The sequence below is a fragment of the Collinsella aerofaciens genome, from assembly GCF_015560135.1.
GTDB classification, from domain to species: Bacteria; Actinomycetota; Coriobacteriia; order Coriobacteriales; family Coriobacteriaceae; genus Collinsella; species Collinsella aerofaciens_AN.
This window is the reverse complement of the sequence record NZ_JADMRH010000004.1, coordinates 58,789-77,588: the sequence shown is the minus strand read 5'-3', so window position 1 is coordinate 77,588 and position 18,800 is coordinate 58,789. Positions and strand designations below refer to the sequence as shown.

Here is an 18,800-nt window from a genome sequence, read left to right as displayed (position 1 = left end):
ATGCGGCTTTGAGCCGGAAACTGCAACTAAGAAGAAAACGTTCTAGAACTGGTTCAAGAACCTCATGTCACCAGTCATCAACGTGCGCAGGTCGGGCAGGTCGTAGCGCAGTGCCGCGACGCGCTCGGCGCCAATACCAAAGGCGAAGCCGGTGTACTTCTCGGGGTCGATGCCGCAGTTGATCAGGACGTTGGGGTCGACCATACCGCAGCCCAGGATCTCGATCCAGCCGCTGTGCTTGCAGAAGTTGCAGCCCTTGCCGCCGCACACGTGGCAGCTCACGTCCACCTCGCAGCTGGGCTCGGTGAAGGGGAAGAAGTGCGGGCGGTAACGCGTCTTGCGATCCTCGCCAAACATGCACTTAACAAAGTAGTCGAGCGTGCCCTTAAGATCGCCAAAGGTGATGCCCTCGTCGACGACCAGGCCCTCAATCTGGTTGAACTGCGGCAGGTGGCAGGCGTCGGCCGTGTCGGGACGGTAGACGGTGCCCGGGCAGATCATGTAGATGGGCGGCTTCTGCGACTCCATGGTGTGGATCTGCACGCCCGAGGTCTGGGTGCGCAGCAGCACGTCGGACTCACCGTGAGCGTGAGCCTCGGGATGCGCGACGCTGCCGGGGTTGTTGTCGACCACATAGAACGTGTCGCGAGCCGAGCGGCTCGGGTGATCCATGGGCGCGTTGAGCGCGGTGAAGTTGTAGTAGGAAGTATCGACCATGGGGCCGGACTCGACGGTGTAGCCGATGCCGCAGAAGATGTCCTCGGCCTCCTCGATGATCTGCTTGATCAGGTGCTGGTGACCGATCTGCGGACGGATGCCCGGCAGCGTGATGTCGACGGCCTCGTGCTCGAGTGCGTGCTTGAGGGCGGCGGCCTTCATCTCGGTGGTGCGCTCGTCGAGCATGCCCTCGATCAGCTGGCGCATCTCGTTGGCGCGTTTGCCCATCATGGGACGATCCTCGGGAGCGAGCTTGCCCATCATGCGCATCAGGCCGGTGATACGGCCCTTGCGGCCGAGCAGCTCAACGCGCGCGGCCTCGAGCTTGGCGGCGTCGTCAGCGCTAGTGACGAGCTCCTTGGCCTCTTCCTCGAGTTTGACCAGATCATCAATCAGACTCATGTCTTCCCTTTCGTCTCTCGCACATCCGCGCTCCGGGACGGCTGACGCCGCCCGATGTTGCGGATGCGCGGCCCGGTTCGGTAACAAAAAAAACCGCCCTCGGGCATGTACATTGCCCAAGGACGGTTGAATTCCGCGGTACCACCTTGTTTGACCCGGCGGATGTCTGGCCCGCCGCGCCCACTCTGTGCCTCTTGTCGCGAGGCTCACGGCTTCCCTACTGGGACTTTGCTGCCACTGGCCGCGTGCCCGTTGAGGTCGCTGCTCGGGAGTGAACGCTTGGCCCTTGCCACCGCAGGAAGGCTTGCAGCCCATGACCTTCCCTCTCTTGCCGGCGACACGGCGGGCAAAACCCTCTCCGTCAACGCATTGGGCTATAGGATAACACATTTCGCGAGCGCATCGCCGCGTTCCGTTTTGTTCGCGCTGGGTACAAGGCAGGTAGCTGTGCAAACTGGCCGCGCACCCGTCTGCGGCGCTCGGCCTGCGAGATTAAGGATACGGTATGGGAAAGAAGCACGATAAGAAAGCCAAGCCCGCAGCGGGCAAGACGCCCAACGGCATCAAGGTCGATAAGGCCGTCAAAAAATTCCGCAAGCTCGAAGGCAAACTGTGGACCCGCGAGTACCTGCTCAAAATTGCCGAGTTCGATGGCGCGACGATTGCCCCCGCCAACGGCGCCGCGGCCCGCGCCGATGCTATGGGCACCCTTGCCGGCGAGCATCACAAACTCTTGACCAGCGAGAAGTCCGTTGAGCTTGTGCGCTCTCTCGCGCGTGAGACGGTCGCCGGAGGCAAGATCGACGACCCGCAGCTGCTTGACGAGATCCGCGTGCTCGGCCGCGACCAGCGCGAGGCAAGCGTCATCCCCACCGAGGAGGCCGAGGCCTGGACCAGGCTCACCTGCGAGGCCGACGCCGTGTGGCACAAGGCCAAGACGGCCAACGACTGGGCGAGCTTTGAGCCCTATGTGGATAGAATCGTCGCCCAGCTTAAGCATCAGGCAGAGCTCATGGACCCCAAGCGCGACCCATACGACGTTTGGCTCGACCAGTATGAGCGCGGCCTTTCTGCCAAGAGCTTCGACGCGTTTTGCGATGAGGTCAAGGCGACGGTCGTGCCGCTCGTGCACGCCATCGGCGAGCGCGGCCAGCAGCCCGATGCCGACTTTTTGCACGCCCACGTACCCGAGGCTGCCCAGCGCGCCATGAGCTTCGACCTGATGAGGCTCGTCGGCCTGGACCTGGACGACACCACGCTTGCCTTTACCGAGCACCCGTTTAGCGAGGGTTTTGCCGTGGGCGACGCGCGCATCGCGACACACATCTACGAGGACGATTGTATCTCCAACGTCTACAGCATCATCCACGAGGCGGGACACGCCATGTACGAGCTGGGCGTCAATCCCGCCTATGCGCGCACCTGTCTTGAGGGCGGCACCTCCATGGGCATCCACGAGAGCCAGAGCCGCTTCTTTGAGAACACCGTGGGTCGCAGCCGCGCCTTTATGGGACCGCTGCTCGAGGTGCTGCGCCGCCACGCGCCCGAGGTCTACGGCAACGTGGACGAGGACACGCTCTACCACGCCGTGAACATCGCTCAGCCGTCGTTGATCCGCACCGAGGCCGACGAGCTCACCTATCCGCTGCACGTTATGGTGCGCTACGAGATCGAGCGCATGCTGTTTGCCGGCGAGGCCACGGCCAGGGACATCCCCGCGCTTTGGAACCGCTTTATGGACGAGTACCTTGGCATTCCCGTTCCCGACGACACGCACGGCTGCCTGCAGGATACGCACTGGAGCGGTGGCTCGTTTGGCTACTTCCCCACCTATGCGCTGGGCAGCGCCTACGACGCCATGTTTGTGCCGGCCATGTGCCGCGACGGTGTCGACCTCAACGGCGCCTGTGCGAGCGGCGACCTGACACCCGTCCGCGCCTGGCTGGGCGAGCACATTTGGCAGTGGGGCCGCGCCAAGGACGCGCCGGAGCTCATCAAGGGCGCGTGCGGCATGGCGTTCGATGCCCGCTACTACTGCAGCTACCTGCAGGACAAGTTCACCACGCTGTACGAGCTGTAAGGATTGACCAGCACGCCATCGCCAACGCCAACCATGTTGACGCCAATGTCTTGGCAACGTCAGCGAAAACGACCCTAAGCGAGCAAGGTGACGTGAAATGAAAGGGCGCTGACCTTCTGGTCGCGCCCTTGAAATTGAACGTCAGATTGCCGCTTAGGGTCGCTTGCAGCGTCGAGCAGCTACGCGGTTTGGTAAAACCGCGTAGCTATAAAGCCTCGAGTGCGTTGGCGATGCGCTTCATGGCGGCGTCGGCGGCGGCTTGGTCGGGGGCTTCGGCCAAAACGCGAATCACCGACTCGGTTCCGCTCTTGCGCACGAGCACGCGGCCCTCGCCTGCCAGCGCAGCCTCGGCCTCGGCGATGGCGTTCTGCACGCTCATGTTCTCGAGCGCGGCGTCCTTGTCCGCCACGTGCACGGTCACCTGCGCCTGCGGCAGCAGCTTGCACGGAGCCGTGAGCTGCGAGAGCGTCTCGCGCTCGGCACGAATCACTTCCATCACGCGCAGCGAGGTCATAATGCCGTCGCCCGTGCGCTCGATATCGCCAAAGATCGTATGGCCCGTCTGCTCACCGCCCAGGCTGTAGCCGCCCTCGCGCATCTTGGCATACACGTGACGGTCGCCCACGCCGCTGGTCACGGCGCTCAGACCGGCAAGCTCCAACGACTTGATCAGGCCAAAGTTGCTGGCAATCGTCGGCACCACGGTACCGCCCGAAAGGCGACCGTGCTTGTTCAGATACACGCCGCACACGTACAGGATCTGGTCGCCGTCTACCACGCGACCGCGCTCATCCACGGCCAGGCAGCGGTCGGCATCGCCATCGTAGGCAAAACCCACGTCCAGGCCCTGCTCCACCACATGGCGCTGCAGACGCTCCATATGCGTGGAGCCGCAGTCGACGTTGATGTTAAAACCATCGGGCGCGGCATTGATCACGCGCACGTCGGCACCGAGCGCGTCAAACACCGGCTTGGCCACCGAGGAAGCCGAGCCGTTGGCGCAGTCGATACCGATCTTGACGCCCTGCAGCGAAAAGTTCGCACTTGCAATGAGCGAAGCAATGTAGCGGTTGCGGCCCTGCATGTAGTCCACCGTGGCACCGATGTGGTTGCCCGTGGCCAGCGGCACCTCGCTCTTGCCATCGATGTAGTCCTCGATGAGCTCCAGCACGTCCTCGTCCATCTTAAAGCCGTCGCTGTTGACGAGCTTAATGCCGTTATCGCAAAACGGGTTGTGGCTCGCGCTGATCATGATGCCGCAATCGAAGCAGCCTTCCACAGTCTGATGCGCTACGCCTGGCGTGGGGATCACGTGCAGCATATAGGCGTCCGCACCGCTCGCGACCAGGCCGCTCACCAGCGCCGCCTCAAACATATAACTCGAGCGACGTGTGTCCTTGCCCACGATGACGCGCGCCTTGCGCTCGCGGTTGGCGCCGTAATACCAGCCCACAAAACGGCCAATCTTATAAGCGTGCTCTACCGTCAGCCCAACGTTGGCCTCACCGCGAAAGCCGTCGGTGCCAAAGTACTTCATGCGCTCTCCTTACAAAATAGGGGCGAACAGATTGCCTGTCCGCCCCAAAATGGTACTCGATTATCTGCGCTACCAGAAAAACCCTACGCCGACGCGCTGTCGCGAGCCGCCTGGCATGTAGGAGTCTGACGCAGCGTAAGCGGCTTGTCCCCCGCCTCGGCCGACGTGGTCAGCGTATACGTGATCGTCGTCGTCTCGCCAGCATGCAGGTCAACGGTGCCCGAATAGAAGGGGATTCCATGCCACGTAGCGGCGCCAAGACCAAACTGGGTGCCCTCGACGGTCAGATCAGTAATGTTGCCGCCCGTCGGGGCAAACAACGAGACATTCAGACGCTCGTCGTCACGCGCGGCATCGGGTGCGCTCGCCGCAACGTAGTCGGGCAGCTTGCCAGCCTCCTCCTGCGTCATGATGTTCGTCAGGGTAACGGTGATGCGATAGGAGCACGTGCCGTCGCCGTTCTTCACGCCCTGACCAATCTGAGTGTCGGCGTTCAGATACCAGTCGAGCTTGGAGAAGCTCAGGTTGTTAAAGTAAACGCCGGCAACGGGATCGGCACTCGGGTCATCCGGATTGGGCAGCGAAGCGTCAATGCCCGTCTCTTTGATGGCATTCTGCTCATCATCGTTTCTCATCCACGCGATCAGGCGGCCCTCTTCGGCACCGCGCTCAACGGCGCTGACAAGCTTCGCAACATCGACATCGCCGATACCGCCAAGAATCTTGTCGAAGGCAGCGCTGGCGACGGATGCAAAGATGCCGTCAGACTCCTCGACCGGATAGTTCCAGTACACATCGTGCATGAGGACCTTTGCGGCGTTGGTGCCGTCGACAACCGTTCCGTCGGGCAGTGACACGTTACCGACCAGGCCCAGCAGATACTGCAGGAACACCGGGTCGATACCGATGACGCCATCAACGTCCTGTCCATACTGGGACTTCCACAGCGCGGCGACACGCTGCGAGTTGCGGGGCCAATCAGGCGAATAGGTATTGCCCGAGTTGTACAGGTTGCTGTGGTTGCCGAACAGCGCCTCATCCTCTTCGTCGACGCTCTCGACCGCCTCATCCTCGCTGAGTCCAATGCGGGGAACAAACTCGCCAATCGACATCTGACCGTCGGTGACCGAAATCAGGCCCTGCGAACCGCCAAAGCCGCCGCAGGCACGAATCTCGACGTTGTTCATGGCGTACATAAGGTAGTTGCGCGTCTGGCCGTTGGCGCCGAGCATCTGGGGAAGGACGGGGGCGACCTTCTCCGCCGCGTCAACCGCGCCGTTGAGGGTGGCAAAGCCGTCCTTGGCCTTATCGACCAGCTCGGTCACCTGGGAAATATGAGTATCGCCAATGCCCTGGACCTTCTCGTTGGCGCTCTTGAACACCTTCGAGCTGCTGGAAAGCGAATCGGCGACCGCCTGCAGCGCGGACACGTTAATCATGCCGTCCTGGAACAGCTTGCCGGGCGTAGCCTGCGAAAGGTTATCGGCCATGGGAACCAGCGCATTGCTCGAGACATCGGACAGGGCGTCAATCATGGTGCGGGCCGCATTGATATCGCTGCCATACACCGGGATAAACGAAGCCGCCGTCCACAGCGGGCTCGAGGTCTCCGCCTTCATGCTGTTACAGAGCTCATCGATCTTCTTCGCGTCGTCAGGCAGCGTCGAAAAATCGCCCGACGTGACCTTGTCCTTAAGGCCACCGACGATCTCGACAGCCTCCTTCGCTTCGCTCTTTACGGTCTTTGCCGAGTTAAGCAGCATAAAGCCGCTTGCGCCAAGCGCAACGAGAAGCACCGCGACTACAGCGGCAATAATGGCGCCGTTGTGACGCTTTTTGCGCTCGCCCTTGCGATGGCGATGACGGACCAGACCGTCAGAGGTCGAACTCGACGAAGCATCGCTACCGTAGTTCAAGCCAAAATCGTAATAATCTTCCTTGGAACCCGAGCCCGCAAACTCGGTACCGCTATCATCCAGGCGGGCGAACGTGCCTGTCTCGGAGGCGCCGGTGTAAATCGTGCCGAGGTTACCCGTAAGCCCCGCGCCACCGGCAGAGGGAGTATTGTTGGCGGCCTTGCCGGCATTGACGTTGCCGGCGCCATTCGCGGCGTTGGCAGCACCTGCGTTGTTCGCAGGTACCGAAGGAGCCCCGCTCGGCTGCGACGCAGAGGTTGCACCGCCCGCAAAGACATTTCCTCTTGCACGGCCGGTCTTTTTTGCCTTTTGAGACTGCTCGTACAGAGCGGTAAACATCGCCGTCTCGCCCGGGGACACGCGCTTACCGGAGCCGCCCTGTCCAGCGTCGCCTGGCGTGCCGGCCTTACCAGCCCCGTTCGGACGCGGCGGAACTGCAGGACGGCCGCTATCGCTGCCCTTAAAGTGATTACCAGCCATAAAGAAATCCTCGCAATTGAGTCGCAATGAAAAAGTCCATAACGTTACTAGTTTATGGCATTTTGAGCATCGACAGCTAAACTCCAGACACGGACATCAATTGGCGAAAATGCGGCACAACACCTTTTCTGTCTTGGCGGCGGCGTCAACTACACCGTAAGGAACATCATCACGATGATCATGGCAAAGCCGATAAGGTCGGTCGGCAAAAACACCGTGCCCAGCATAACGGCGCTGGTGATGGTCGCCGAAACCGGCTCCACAGTTCCGATGAGGCTCGCACGCACCGAGCCGATATCCTTAACGCCCTGCATATAGAGCATGTAAGCAAAAAACGAGCCGATAACCACGAACACCGCGAGCGCCTCGATACCGGCGGCATCGAGCGCCGGCATATGCGCCCAGGGCTGCACGAAGACACATGAGACCACGCCCGCCGTGAGCATTGCCGAGCCCGTGACGATGGGGCTACCGTATTCGGGCAGGATCTTGGCGGGAATCACCGCCATACACGCGGCGCTAACCGCACACATAAGACCTGCTGCCAGGCCAAGCGGCGAGATATTCAGGCTGGTAGGGTCGCCGCCGGTGGCAATTAAAAAGGTTCCACCCAGAGCCAGGCCAATGCCGATGACTTCGCGAGTACGCGGCATGCGGCGATCGGTCACGCAGGCGTAGCCCATGATGATAACGAGCTGCAGGCACTGGAGCACCGTCGCGGTTCCGGCGTTCGTCAGGCGCACGGCCGAAAGATAGCAAAACTGGTTAAAGAGCAGGCCAAAAGCGGTAAAGAGCAGCAGCTGCTTGCGATCAGCGGGCGTCGTCCAAAGCTTGACCAGGCGTGCGCGGTCGCGCGTGACAACCACGACCATAAAGAGCAGACCGGCGAGAATCTGTCGTATGCTCATAAGCCACAGGGTATCAACGTGATAAGTGTCGAACAGAAAGCTCGCGCTGGTGCCCGAGAAGCCCCAAAACGAACCGCCCACCAGCGTAGCCAAGACGCCCAATGCCATCTTGCGCGACGACGCATCGTTGAGGCGATCGCGCCATGCACGGCGGGTGCTGCGACTGAGCTCGTCGGTGCCCTCGGGCACATCAATGTTCGATATATCGGTCATCGGCACCGAAGCCCCTGCGCCTTCGACCTGCTCGACACACTCTTTGCTCATTCCACTCCCCCGAAACAGTCTGGAAGCAATTCGGCTTACCTTACCACGGCGAAGGCACCAGCTGGAGGCTTGTCCGCTTATCGGTAGGACAATTCCGCAGGTGTCTTTCCATAGCTCGATACCGCAATGGCCTTGCATTATGCGACAGCCAAATCGCGGCAGCAGGCTCTTTTGAAATGGCTATGACGAAGCCCCCGAATTCCACAATGTAAGCGATTTTTAAAAATGTTCTTGCCACCAAGTTCAGGCTCCGTTATATTATCCCTTGCGCGCTTGCGCACCCTTGATCGGGCGTTTAGCTCAGGGGGAGAGCGCTTCCCTGACACGGAAGAGGTCAGAAGTTCAAATCTTCTAACGCCCACCAAATGTTCGCAGCTCAGAGGCTATGTCCTCTGGGCTGTTTTGTTTTATGTCGCCAAATTAGCTGGCAGCTCCAACCGCCCAACTAGCCAAAAGCCGACCATCTACTTGCCGATCTATCCATCGGCATAACCAATCAGTCCGCACCGCAACTTCTCAGCAAAACGCCGCGATGTCTGCGCCCTGCGGTATCCTTGAGCCACTTGCACCTGCAGCACCAAGGAGCCGCCATGCGCACCGAGCTCGATGTCCCCTTTTCGCACAAAGAAGAAGCCAAGGCGCTGGGCGCCAAATGGGACCGGACCAAAAAAATCTGGTATGTACCCAGCGGCGTCAACCCCGAGCCCTTTGCCGAGTGGCTGCCCGGTGTTGACCGATCCGACCCCTCAGCACCGTATATATATCTAGTACTGGGCAAGCGCGAGTGCTGGAAGTGTCACAAAGAGACCTCGGTCGCGGCCTTCGGCATTCCCTATCGAGCCGATAACGACGAGAGCATCGCCATCGCGCACGCGCCCAACAAGGCCGGGCACATTGCCATCGACACGGCCAACGCCAACGCACTCGCCATCGTGCCCGCTCTTGGCTGCGTGCCGGGCGAGATCCGCGACTACCTTCATAAGCGCTGCGGCTACAAGCCCGTAGGCGCGCGAGCCTCCAAAGCCCCGTCGCTCGGCAACACGTGCACCAGTTGTGACGCGTTGCAAGGCAGCCGCTATCTGTTCGAAGAGCCCTCGTCCCCGTTTGCCCTCACTGCCATCAACAAGCTGCCGGCACTGGAGTTTGTGCGCGTCGAAGTTGCCGGCGTCTTTGGCGTCCCGGCCACGCGCACCGACTTTGACCAGGCGCTCTTTACCTGGGCACGCGACCATCACGCCGAGTTCCACAGGCAACTCGGCGAGGGGATTTATTTGTAGAGACGGAGAAGCCTTCACAGCCAGCTCCTCCGCATCACCTATCCCTCGTCGCCGGCGTCATACACGATATCGAGGCCACAAACAGGGCATTTCTCCGGATACACCGGCATATGAACGCCTGTCCGTTTTCTCACTTCGTCGCTGAGTCTGTCGCGCGCATCGATGAACCGAATGTCGAGACACGGTATTTGCGAGCCGCAGCAAGGGCAGGTGACGACAAACGACCCGCAATCAACCTCTACGCTCGGAAACATATTGTTGTCTATAAGGGCACACGGCAGTTTTCCGTACTTCCCCATCGCAATATCGCCTCGCCAGCTCATACACGCTCCCCTCTCGCTATACAAAACAGGAAGAGCATGCACCGGCGGGCGGGCGCGAGATTGCATCGCCACGCGATCCGATCAAACAACACGATCGTCAAAGAATGCCAAAGCCAAATACGCTAATACGGCAGAAGCCCCGCCTTTTCACGCTTCTTTTCCGAGCGATCGAACTCAATGCGATGGGCCTCAAGAAACACCGTATTGGGTCGCCACTGACGCTCATTCGGCTGCCTTAGCGTCGCACCCGCAAAGGAAGCGTAGCCGGTCTTATCCAGCAGGTACGATCCGCACAGCCGATATTCGCCGCAAACAGGCTCAAACGAAATCAGGTGAGCATCAAATAGGGAATGAAGATCGCGCCGAAGTAGAATGCCATTGCTGGCAACCTGCGATTTGGGTCCCGAGTAATTCTCGATATGTGCAGCCTCCAGAGCTTCGCTGACGCCGCAGTCCGACACCGCGCAACGTCCGTCATAGGCGGCAACGAGCTGCTTGCGGAACCATTGCTGCCCCAATCGCTCGCGCCTTAACGCATAGCGGACCTTTTCGTCGTCGGTCGCACCCTGTCCGGCAAACTCAATATCGACGGGCATGTGCTTCAGATAACTCATGTCGGGTGCAAAACGAGGGTCCGGTCCGCCTTTATGAACAGGACCGTGCAGAACAAACCATCCGTTTTCGGGCTCGAACCGCTCAACAAACGCAAGGCCGAGCACCTTATAGCCCACCTCGGTTGCAAATATGACTCCGACCGGAACGCCACATTCCATGCAGTTGAGCATTTTACGGTTGTAATTCTGGTCTCGAAAACCAACGGTACCCGGCGCTTGAACCGAGTACTTAATGACCCACGTACCATCGTCCAAATAGAGCGGAGGCACATCGGTGTAGAAGCTCTTTTTAGAGTTATGGACCGAAAGCGCAAAGATCTTATTGGGATCTTGCTTCACCCGATCCTGGCCCGGCCAGAAGATCCCTGAATCCCGCGTTACGGGAAAGAAGTCCGAGCCAATTCTCAAACGATACTGATACTGAGGGCTATCTTCCTTGGTGTGGTGCGGAAGGCTGGTCCAAACGCCGCCGCGCTGTTCCTCATCCAGAAACCACTCCCATGCCTCAACGTATTCGGAAGGCACGAGACTGCAGGCGCGGTCATAGCTTGGTCCATCCATCAACGGAACAGCAAGGTCAATGTCGTTCATCGCCAGCACCTACAACCATACGAACGCGAGTCATGCCCCTCAATAATATGGCCGAGAGTCAATTATTACGAGATCTCATTCCGCGATCGGCACATCGTTGATGCTCTCGGTTTGCCGCTGGCGCGTTTGTACCCCGCTGCCCCACTTTCCTGTATACTGATGTAGCACGTGTTTCATCCGGGCTTGTTGGGCCGGGTCGTTCATGGGAGGGTCTTATGGCTGCCTCGAATCCGCCTAAGGGGAGCGTTTCTTCTTCGTCCATCAAGCCGGTTACGCGCAAGGCCGTGCGTTGCCAGCGCGAGGTCGCTTGGCTTGTCACGCAGGCGGCGGGCAGGCTTGTGGCGACCACTCAGGACGTCAATGCGCCTACGCCGAGCTTTGTGCTGGCAGTGGCGCTGGATCGAGTACGCCAGCTGGAACTCGCCGCACAAGAAGACGGCAACCATCTTGGCTACCAGGACGCTATGGCGCCCGACCTGCAAACGTTCTGCCACATGGCCAAGTTGCCCGCCGCGCCCAATGCGCTTTCGGACGCAGGCTACATGTTTACGCTTTCGGGCGCGGACCTTATCCGCGACATCTATGCATACTGCAGCGAGCTCGCCGAGCGCCACGTCTTTGGCACGGCCGAAGTCAAACCGGGAAATGCCATCAAGCTGGTTCTTAGGCTGTTCTTGATAGACGGGTTCGGGGCCATGCCGGCGTAAGCCGAGTCTTTAGCATCACCGTCGACTGGACAACAACCGCTTTACCTTAATGGACGCCAATCGAGGGTCGATTATTGGGTCGCCTCGTCCACTAACGCATCTATCCCACGCGCTCCGACAGTCGATACTTGCGGTTGCGGCTCGTCGCCGGCGCCGTGGGCTCAAGCTCGCCTTGAGCAATGAGCGCGTTGACGCGCGACCTAACCTGGGAAATTGTGAGCCCTGTGTGCTCTGCCAGCTCGCGCGTCCCCAGCTCGCCGTAGTGTTTGAGTGCCGTCACAATTAAGCCCCCGCCATGATCGACCGGCTCGATCTTTGAACGGTAAAGTACGACCTTGAACCGATCGAATCCCAGGCAGAACAGGGGCTCGGCCAGACCATGCGCGCGCATGGCATCGATCATCATCGGGATGCCCGAGCCATTGCCCTCAGCCGGCGAACCTGCGCCATCCGGCAGCGGAACAATCGACATGAGCTTCACAAGCGTCGCGTTACGGCATCGGGAGCTGCCGTCAAACAAGTTCTCGCGAGTCTTTCCCCCGTAAAGGCCGCCAGGATTCGTCACCTCGACACGATCGTCAAAGACGTCGACGGCAATCGATTGTCCACAGAACCGATCCCCGTATTCTCGATGGATTACGGCGTTGGCGATTGCCTCGCGCAGAACCTCCTCGGGAATCTCAAGCGAGTCGACACGCGAGACGCCTTGGACGGTCGAGGTTCGCCGCAAATTCTTGGCGACGGCTGCGACGGCATCCGAGATCATCTCGCCCAACGTGCCCTCACAGATTGTGCGGTCCATGAACCTTAGTGGCCCCGCAGTGCCCTTCTGAGTTCCCGCATGGACAGCCACGTCAATGAAGAGCTTGGGATAGAACTGCTGAGGGTAAACGCCCGCCGCTAGGAGTCCGGCCTTGGTAACATTGCCCTGGGAATCAAGGAAATTTAGGCGCTCCAGCTTCGTTTGTTTGTCCGGCGCGCCGCGCATTGCCCGAGGCGTCAACGAGAAAGCCCGATCTATCGTACGGTCGACCAGCGCCTCGTCGAGATCGTCCGCGCCCGCGCCCGCCACCGCGTCGCGATCGCTCGGAGTCGTTCGACCGTATGACGCCAATGCGAGCACCTCGGTCGACGAAAGCGGGACATCTTTGTCATCGATGCGTTTGTAGCTGCCACCTTGAGCGCCCCGCTCTATGACATAGCAAGGCTTGCTCGACGGGTCGAGCTCCTCAATCGTGATGACCAGAACCACGGTGCCCTGGAGCTCCACGCGCTCAATGGTGTATTTGGGCGGATTGGCCAGCTTTCCGCGACCGCCGGCATCGCCCATGCCCGCCACGAATTGGTTGAGCACTTTCTCGGTCTCAAAGTTTGCAACTGGGACAAAACCCGCGCGCTCGCTCACTCCGAGTACGATGATGCCGCCGGCGGTGTTTGCGAAAGCGCTGACCGTTTCCCATACGTCGCGGGAAAGCGTTGTGGCGCTCTCCTTGACCTCGACGTTAAGATCGTCCGAGCCCATGCGCCTTAAAGACTCGAACAGACCGGTCAGTTCGTTTTCGTTCATCTGCACGTCCTTTCGCTCGGTCCCGCGGAAAATGCCGCGGATAGATTTCCCTCGTCTCTCAGTTATCTCTCGTAATTATCTCTCATCTTTCTGTTATCTCTCATATTAGAGATGAGTGAGAGATAAAAGATAAGATGTCTGCCATCTGTTTCATATAAACATGTTTTTGCTGGTAGAACAATCGGTATTGAGATAATACCATGATTGCCTGTCTCTTTGCTGCTCAGTTATCTCTCATATTTATCTCTCGTCTTTCTGTTATCTCTCGTATTAGAGATGAGTGAGAGATGAGAGATGTGCGGGCGGCGGATGAGCGTGGATTTTGGACGGTCGGGAAATGAGGGTGGATATTTGGACGGTTTTTGGGCGTTTTGAGGCTGATTCCGTCCGAAAATCCACTCTCATTCGATAGGCGTCCAAGTTTCCACGCTCGCGCGGCGGTCACGCGGGGCCTTTACCCATTCCGTTGGCATCGTCTTCAGTTCGCCGCAGTGCCGCGGCTCCATATGGGTATACTCTCGAGGATTCGACTCGATTCGCCCCCGCTGGGACGTCAAAGGAGACTGCATATGCCCACCACCTCAACCGACCCGCGCGCCGCAGCCGCCGCGCTGCTGGTGCCCGGCACCACCTGCCATGGCTTTACCGTCGAGCGCTGCGAGACCGTGCCCGAGCTCGACTCGGACGCTTACGTGCTGCGCCACACTGCCTCGGGCGCTCGCCTGCTGTACCTGGCGTGCGACGACGAAAACAAGGCCTTTGCCATTGGCTTTAAGACGCCTCCGGCCGATTCCACCGGCGTGTTCCATATTCTTGAGCACTCGGTGCTGTGCGGATCGGCCAAGTTTCCCGTCAAGGAGCCGTTTGTCGACCTGATCAAGAGCTCCATGCAGACGTTCCTCAACGCCATGACCTACCCCGACAAGACCATCTACCCCGTTGCCACCACCAACGAGCAGGATCTGTACAACCTGATGGACGTGTATCTGGACGCGGTGTTCAACCCGGCCATCTATACCAAGCCCACCATTTTTGAGCAGGAGGGCTGGCACTACGAGCTGGACCTGCCGGAGAGCGTCGAGGGCGAGGGCGACGGCGGCTCCGCGAGCCTGCGCGAGGGCACGCTGCGCTATAACGGCGTGGTGTTCAACGAGATGAAGGGTGCGCTGTCCGACCCCATGAGTGTGCTGGACGACGCCGTCAACGCCGCGCTCTACCCCGACACCGCCTATGCACACGAGAGCGGTGGCGACCCGCGCGCGATTCCCGCGCTCACCTACGAGCAGTTCCTGGACACGCACGCGCGCCACTACAATCCTTCCAACTCTTATATAACGCTCTACGGCGACCTGGACGTGGACCGCGCCCTGGCCTTTTTGGACGAGCGCTATCTGTCGCAGCCGAGTGCCGCGAGCCGCCGCATGGACGCCGCCGTCGCCGCCGGCGAGGACCCGTCCACGATGGCGCCCAATCCGCTGGGCGTGCAGGCGCCCGTGACCTGCGAGTACAAGCGCGTCGAGATGGCCACCACACCCGAGAACGCCCTGGTGGGCCTGGGCCTGGTGCTGGGCAACGCGCTCGACCGCAAACGCACGATCGCGGCGGATATCCTGTTTGAAGCACTGCTGGGCTCCAACGAAGCGCCGGTTAAGAAGGCCATTCTGTCCGCCGGCCTGGGCGGCAACGTGGTGAGCTACACGGCGGCCGAGAGCCTGCAGCCCTACGAGCTCATCATGCTGCAAAACGCGCAGCCCGGCGTGGCGCGCGAGCTGCGCCGCGTGTTCCAGGACGCCTGCCGCGACTTATGCGAACATGGCGTTCCGCGCGAGCGCCTGGAAGCCATCATCAGCAGCAACGAATACGACCTGCGCCAGCGCGACTACGGTATCGCCGACGGCGTGGCCATTGCGTGCGACGCGCTGAGCACGTGGCTCTACGATGACGACGCCGCGACGCTGGCGCTCAAGTACGGCCCAGTGTACGAGGAGCTGCGTAGCGAGCTGGACGGCAGCTATTTTGAGGATCTGCTGCGCGAGCTGGTGCTGCAGAACGATCACATGGCACTGGTCGAGCTGGTGCCGGTGGACGCCACCGAGGGTTCGGAGGGTGCCGAGGCCGCCGAGCTGGCAGCCAAGCGCGATGCCATGACCGATGCCGAGCTGGCCGACGTGGTCGAGCGCACGGCCGCGCTGCGTGCCGCGCAGGAGGCCGAAGACACGCCCGAGGCCAAGGCCACGCTGCCGCGCCTGCGCGTGTCCGACATTGGCGAGGCGCGCCCCGAGCCGCCGCTGGTCGTAGACACGACCACGCCCATCCCCTGCCTGCGCCACGGCATCCCCACCAACCGCCTGGCCTACGCCATGCAGTATTTCGACCTGAGCTGCGTCGCGTTTGAAGACCTGCCCTATGTGACGCTGCTCTGCCGCCTGCTCAAACAGCTGCCCACGAGCGAGCACTCGGCCGAGGAACTCGACAACTTGCTCGCCGGCAAGCTGGGCTTTTTGAGCTTTACGACCGAGGTCATGACGCAGCCCGACGTGGACGGCGTGCGCCCCTACCTGCTGGTGAGCGCCGGCGCCCTGTCCGAAAAGATCGATGCGCTGGCGAGCCTGCCGCGCGAGGTGTGGTCGAGCACGCTTTTGCTCGATGCCGACGCCGACCGCGTGCGCGATGTGCTCACGCAGATTCGCATTGGGCTTGAGCAGGGCTTTATCAACAACGGCCACTCGGCGGCGCTCGGCCGCGCGATGAGCTACAGCTCGCCTTCGGCCGTGGTGCGCGAACAGCTTTCGGGCGTGGATTTCTACCTGTTCCTGCGCGATCTGCTCGAGCACTTTGACGAGCGACTGGACGACCTGCGTGCCAAGCTTGCCGAGCTGGCGGAGCGCATCTTTGTGGCCGACGGCTGCCTGGCAAGCTTTACCGGCAGCGATGAGGACTTTAACGCATACTGGGCCGCCGCGGGCGACCTGGGACTGGGCGCTGGCGGCGGCGCCGATGCCGGCCGCAACGCGCTCGTGGTGCCGTCGCCGTGCGACCGCCACGAGGCCTTTGTCATCCCCAGCGACATCTGCTTTGCGGCAAGCGCGTGCGACCCGCGTCGCCTGGGCATCGACGTGACGGGCGCCTGGGCGGTTGCCGCCAACGCGCTCTCCTACGACTATCTGTGGAACGAGATCCGCGTTAAGGGCGGTGCGTACGGCTGCGGATTCCGCGCGGCCGGTGAGCGTCAGACGGCGTTCTACACCTACCGCGACCCGGCAATCGACCCCTCGATTGAGCGCGTGGCGCGCGCAGGCGAATGGCTCGGCAGCTTTGAGCCCGACGAGGCCGCCTTTGAGGGCTTTATCGTGAGCTGCGTGAGCGGCATGGACGCGCCGGTGAAGCCGTACGCGCTCACCAAGCGCCGCAACACGACCTACCTGGCCGGGCTCGATCCGCACGCACGCGAGGAGCGCCGCGCCCAGATGCTCGCCGCTACGCCCGGTGAGCTGCGCTCGCTCGGCGCCGATGTGACGCGCATCGCAGCCGAGTCGCCCACCTGCGTCTTTGGCAGCCGCGAAGTCATCGCCAAGAGCAACGCCGACTTTACCGTAATCGACCTGCTGGCCTAACCGCACCAAGCAAAAACCACCACAAAGGGGACAGACACCTTTGTGGTGGTCTGTGGGGGGGGGATTGGAATGGATAAGGCTGAGTTGCGGCGGGTGGTGATTGCTCGGCGCGATGCGATTGAGCTGAATGTGCGGGCATCAAAGTCTGCCGCCATTTGCGCACGGCTTGTTGAGCTGCTGGGGCACTCGGACCCCGCGACTCCGCACACCGTTGCCGTCTATGCCGCCATGGGCTCCGAGGTTGATCCCGCCGCCTTTGCCACCGAGGCAGCCGGGCGCGGCTGGCAGGTGCCCTATCCATGCATGCTCTCGGCAAGCGACGCCGCAGCCTGCGGCCAGCGCATATGCATGCGAGCGGTTGCTGTCGGCGATGTCGACGCGGCTCCGTTTATTGCTCATCCAACGCGGGCCTTCACGGCGGCGGATGTCGACAGCACCCGCTTCCCCATCGTGGCTGCCGACACACTCAACATGATTATCGTGCCGCTTGCGGCCTTCGATCGTGCCGGCGCACGCCTAGGTTACGGTGGCGGCTGCTACGACCGTTACCTGCCCACGGTCTCGGCATCGTGCCAAATCATCGGCATCGCCTTTGACGAGCAACGCGTCGACCACGTCCCCGCCGACGCCCACGACCTGCCGTTACCCAACATCATCAACGCCTAAGGGTTAGTGCACCTCTCGGCCGTCTAGCGCTCCTCGCCGGCGCGGGCCAGGTCGTAGGGCGTGGTCTGGTAGACGTAGTAGTTGAGCCAGTTGGTGTAGAACAGCTGAGCTTGGCTGCGCCAGACGTTGCGCGGCTCGGCGGAGGGGTCGTCGCCCGGGAAGTAATGCGCCGGCACCTCCGGGTTGAGCCCGCGCTTCACATCGCGCTCGTACTCCAGGCGCAGCGTATCGGTGTCGTACTCGGGATGGCCAAAGACAAAGAAGCGACGGCTGTCGGTCGACTTGACGATGTACAGGCCCACCTCGTCGGACACGGCCACGACCTCAAGCTGCGGCTCGGCCTCCACGTCCTCGCGGCGCACGTCGGTGTTGCGCGAATGTACGGCATAGAAGCGGTCGTCAAAGCCGCGGACCAGCGGGCTTTGCGGCTTCACCAGATAATGCTCGAACACGCCGCTCGCCTTTGCCGGCAGGTCGTACTTCTGGATGCCGTAATGATGGTACAGGCCGGCCTGCGCGCCCCAACAAATGTGCAGCGTAGAGTGCACGTGCGTGGTGGACCAATCCATGATCTGGCAGAGCTCGGGCCAGTAGTCGACCTCCTCGAACGGCATCTGTTCCACCGGCGCGCCCGTGATGATCAGGCCGTCGTAGTGGATGTCGCGGATGTCGTCGAACGTGCGGTAGAACGTCTCCAGGTGGCCGGCGCTCACGTGCGTGGCCTCGTGCGTCTTGGTGCGCAGCAGGTCCACTTCCACCTGCAGCGGCGTGTTGGAGAGTTTGCGCATGATCTGCGTCTCGGTGGCAATCTTGGTGGGCATGAGGTTGAGGATGAGCACGCGCAGCGGACGGATGTCCTGGTGCAGCGCGCGGTACTCGGTCATGACAAAGATGTTCTCGCTCTCGAGCTGCGCGGCGGCAGGGAGGGCGTCGGGGATGCGAATGGGCATGAATGCTCCTTACGAGTCAGTTGCAGTTATGGTACAACGACCGGCCCCATCCGCGCGAGTACATCGCCCGGCGATGCCGTCAGCGGCCCAAATCACTCCAAAAGTAGAGATTAAGGCATGCCCAAAAATCTATGGCGCTTTAGCCTAGCAAAGTGGCAGCAGGACGCTACAATGGTTCGACGCGAAA

The 18,800-nt window shown here is 61.1% G+C and carries 12 protein-coding genes and 1 tRNA gene; 6 read left to right on the top strand and 7 right to left on the bottom strand.

All coding sequences use genetic code 11. The features are described from left to right. Window positions 1-42: 42 nt before the first annotated feature. Window positions 43-1,119 carry a phenylalanine--tRNA ligase subunit alpha gene (gene pheS / locus I2H19_RS03015; protein ID WP_117770495.1) on the bottom strand — a complete coding sequence of 359 codons (1,077 nt, stop codon included), beginning with the start codon at window positions 1,117-1,119 and terminating at the stop codon, window positions 43-45. A 505-nt stretch (window positions 1,120-1,624) separates the two neighbouring features. On the opposite strand from pheS, the gene I2H19_RS03010 reads away from it, so the two are divergent. Then, a complete protein-coding gene (locus I2H19_RS03010; RefSeq protein WP_195621165.1) occupies window positions 1,625-3,199 on the top strand; it encodes a carboxypeptidase M32 in 1,575 nt (524 codons plus the stop codon). 205 nt (window positions 3,200-3,404) lie between these two features. On the opposite strand, the gene glmM is transcribed toward I2H19_RS03010, so the two are convergent. The 3 genes from glmM to I2H19_RS02995 all read right to left on the bottom strand — a co-directional run bounded on the left by glmM (window position 3,405) and on the right by I2H19_RS02995 (window position 8,304). Then, complete coding sequence (gene glmM / locus I2H19_RS03005) at window positions 3,405-4,736, bottom strand: phosphoglucosamine mutase (protein ID WP_195621164.1); 1,332 nt, start codon at window positions 4,734-4,736, stop codon at window positions 3,405-3,407. Window positions 4,737-4,819: 83 nt separating this feature from the next. Continuing rightward, window positions 4,820-7,132 (bottom strand): DUF4012 domain-containing protein, encoded by a 2,313-nt coding sequence (locus I2H19_RS03000; RefSeq protein ID WP_195621155.1) that lies wholly within the window; start codon window positions 7,130-7,132, stop codon window positions 4,820-4,822. A gap of 149 nt (window positions 7,133-7,281) precedes the next feature. After that, window positions 7,282-8,304 (bottom strand): DMT family transporter, encoded by a 1,023-nt coding sequence (locus tag I2H19_RS02995; protein WP_195621154.1) that lies wholly within the window; start codon window positions 8,302-8,304, stop codon window positions 7,282-7,284. A 289-nt stretch (window positions 8,305-8,593) separates the two neighbouring features. On the opposite strand from I2H19_RS02995, the gene I2H19_RS02990 reads away from it, so the two are divergent. After that, window positions 8,594-8,668: transfer RNA gene (locus I2H19_RS02990), tRNA-Val, on the top strand. A 226-nt stretch (window positions 8,669-8,894) separates the two neighbouring features. Continuing rightward, window positions 8,895-9,581, top strand: coding sequence for a DUF5710 domain-containing protein (locus tag I2H19_RS02985; RefSeq protein WP_195621153.1), 687 nt, complete (start codon window positions 8,895-8,897; stop codon window positions 9,579-9,581). 445 nt (window positions 9,582-10,026) lie between these two features. On the opposite strand, the gene I2H19_RS02980 is transcribed toward I2H19_RS02985, so the two are convergent. Continuing rightward, the gene (locus tag I2H19_RS02980) at window positions 10,027-11,109 is read right to left on the bottom strand and encodes an HNH endonuclease (RefSeq protein WP_195621152.1); all 1,083 of its coding nucleotides are present in this window, start codon (window positions 11,107-11,109) and stop codon (window positions 10,027-10,029) included. A 215-nt stretch (window positions 11,110-11,324) separates the two neighbouring features. Between I2H19_RS02980 and I2H19_RS02975 the strand changes: the two genes are divergently transcribed. Then, complete coding sequence (locus I2H19_RS02975; RefSeq protein WP_195621151.1) at window positions 11,325-11,816, top strand: hypothetical protein; 492 nt, start codon at window positions 11,325-11,327, stop codon at window positions 11,814-11,816. Window positions 11,817-11,916: 100 nt separating this feature from the next. Here I2H19_RS02975 and I2H19_RS02970 read toward each other — a convergent pair whose 3' ends face one another. Further along, on the bottom strand, window positions 11,917-13,383 hold the full coding sequence (locus I2H19_RS02970) for an ATP-binding protein (RefSeq protein WP_195621149.1): 1,467 nt from the start codon (window positions 13,381-13,383) through the stop codon (window positions 11,917-11,919). 569 nt (window positions 13,384-13,952) lie between these two features. On the opposite strand from I2H19_RS02970, the gene I2H19_RS02965 reads away from it, so the two are divergent. Further along, the gene (locus tag I2H19_RS02965) at window positions 13,953-16,997 is read left to right on the top strand and encodes an insulinase family protein (protein ID WP_195621147.1); all 3,045 of its coding nucleotides are present in this window, start codon (window positions 13,953-13,955) and stop codon (window positions 16,995-16,997) included. A gap of 69 nt (window positions 16,998-17,066) precedes the next feature. Beyond that, window positions 17,067-17,663, top strand: a complete 597-nt coding sequence (locus I2H19_RS02960; protein WP_195621145.1) for a 5-formyltetrahydrofolate cyclo-ligase — start codon at window positions 17,067-17,069, stop codon at window positions 17,661-17,663. Window positions 17,664-17,686: 23 nt separating this feature from the next. Here I2H19_RS02960 and metA read toward each other — a convergent pair whose 3' ends face one another. After that, the gene (metA, locus tag I2H19_RS02955) at window positions 17,687-18,613 is read right to left on the bottom strand and encodes a homoserine O-acetyltransferase MetA (RefSeq protein ID WP_195621143.1); all 927 of its coding nucleotides are present in this window, start codon (window positions 18,611-18,613) and stop codon (window positions 17,687-17,689) included. Between the last annotated feature and the right edge of the window lie 187 nt (window positions 18,614-18,800).

Coding starts and splice junctions, on each gene's coding strand:
- pheS (WP_117770495.1), bottom strand. CDS start 1,119: ATGAGTCTGATTGATGATCTGGTCAAACTCGAGGAAGAGGCCAAGGAG.
- I2H19_RS03010 (WP_195621165.1), top strand. CDS start 1,625: ATGGGAAAGAAGCACGATAAGAAAGCCAAGCCCGCAGCGGGCAAGACG.
- glmM (WP_195621164.1), bottom strand. CDS start 4,736: ATGAAGTACTTTGGCACCGACGGCTTTCGCGGTGAGGCCAACGTTGGG.
- I2H19_RS03000 (WP_195621155.1), bottom strand. CDS start 7,132: ATGGCTGGTAATCACTTTAAGGGCAGCGATAGCGGCCGTCCTGCAGTT.
- I2H19_RS02995 (WP_195621154.1), bottom strand. CDS start 8,304: ATGAGCAAAGAGTGTGTCGAGCAGGTCGAAGGCGCAGGGGCTTCGGTG.
- I2H19_RS02985 (WP_195621153.1), top strand. CDS start 8,895: ATGCGCACCGAGCTCGATGTCCCCTTTTCGCACAAAGAAGAAGCCAAG.
- I2H19_RS02980 (WP_195621152.1), bottom strand. CDS start 11,109: ATGAACGACATTGACCTTGCTGTTCCGTTGATGGATGGACCAAGCTAT.
- I2H19_RS02975 (WP_195621151.1), top strand. CDS start 11,325: ATGGCTGCCTCGAATCCGCCTAAGGGGAGCGTTTCTTCTTCGTCCATC.
- I2H19_RS02970 (WP_195621149.1), bottom strand. CDS start 13,383: ATGAACGAAAACGAACTGACCGGTCTGTTCGAGTCTTTAAGGCGCATG.
- I2H19_RS02965 (WP_195621147.1), top strand. CDS start 13,953: ATGCCCACCACCTCAACCGACCCGCGCGCCGCAGCCGCCGCGCTGCTG.
- I2H19_RS02960 (WP_195621145.1), top strand. CDS start 17,067: ATGGATAAGGCTGAGTTGCGGCGGGTGGTGATTGCTCGGCGCGATGCG.
- metA (WP_195621143.1), bottom strand. CDS start 18,613: ATGCCCATTCGCATCCCCGACGCCCTCCCTGCCGCCGCGCAGCTCGAG.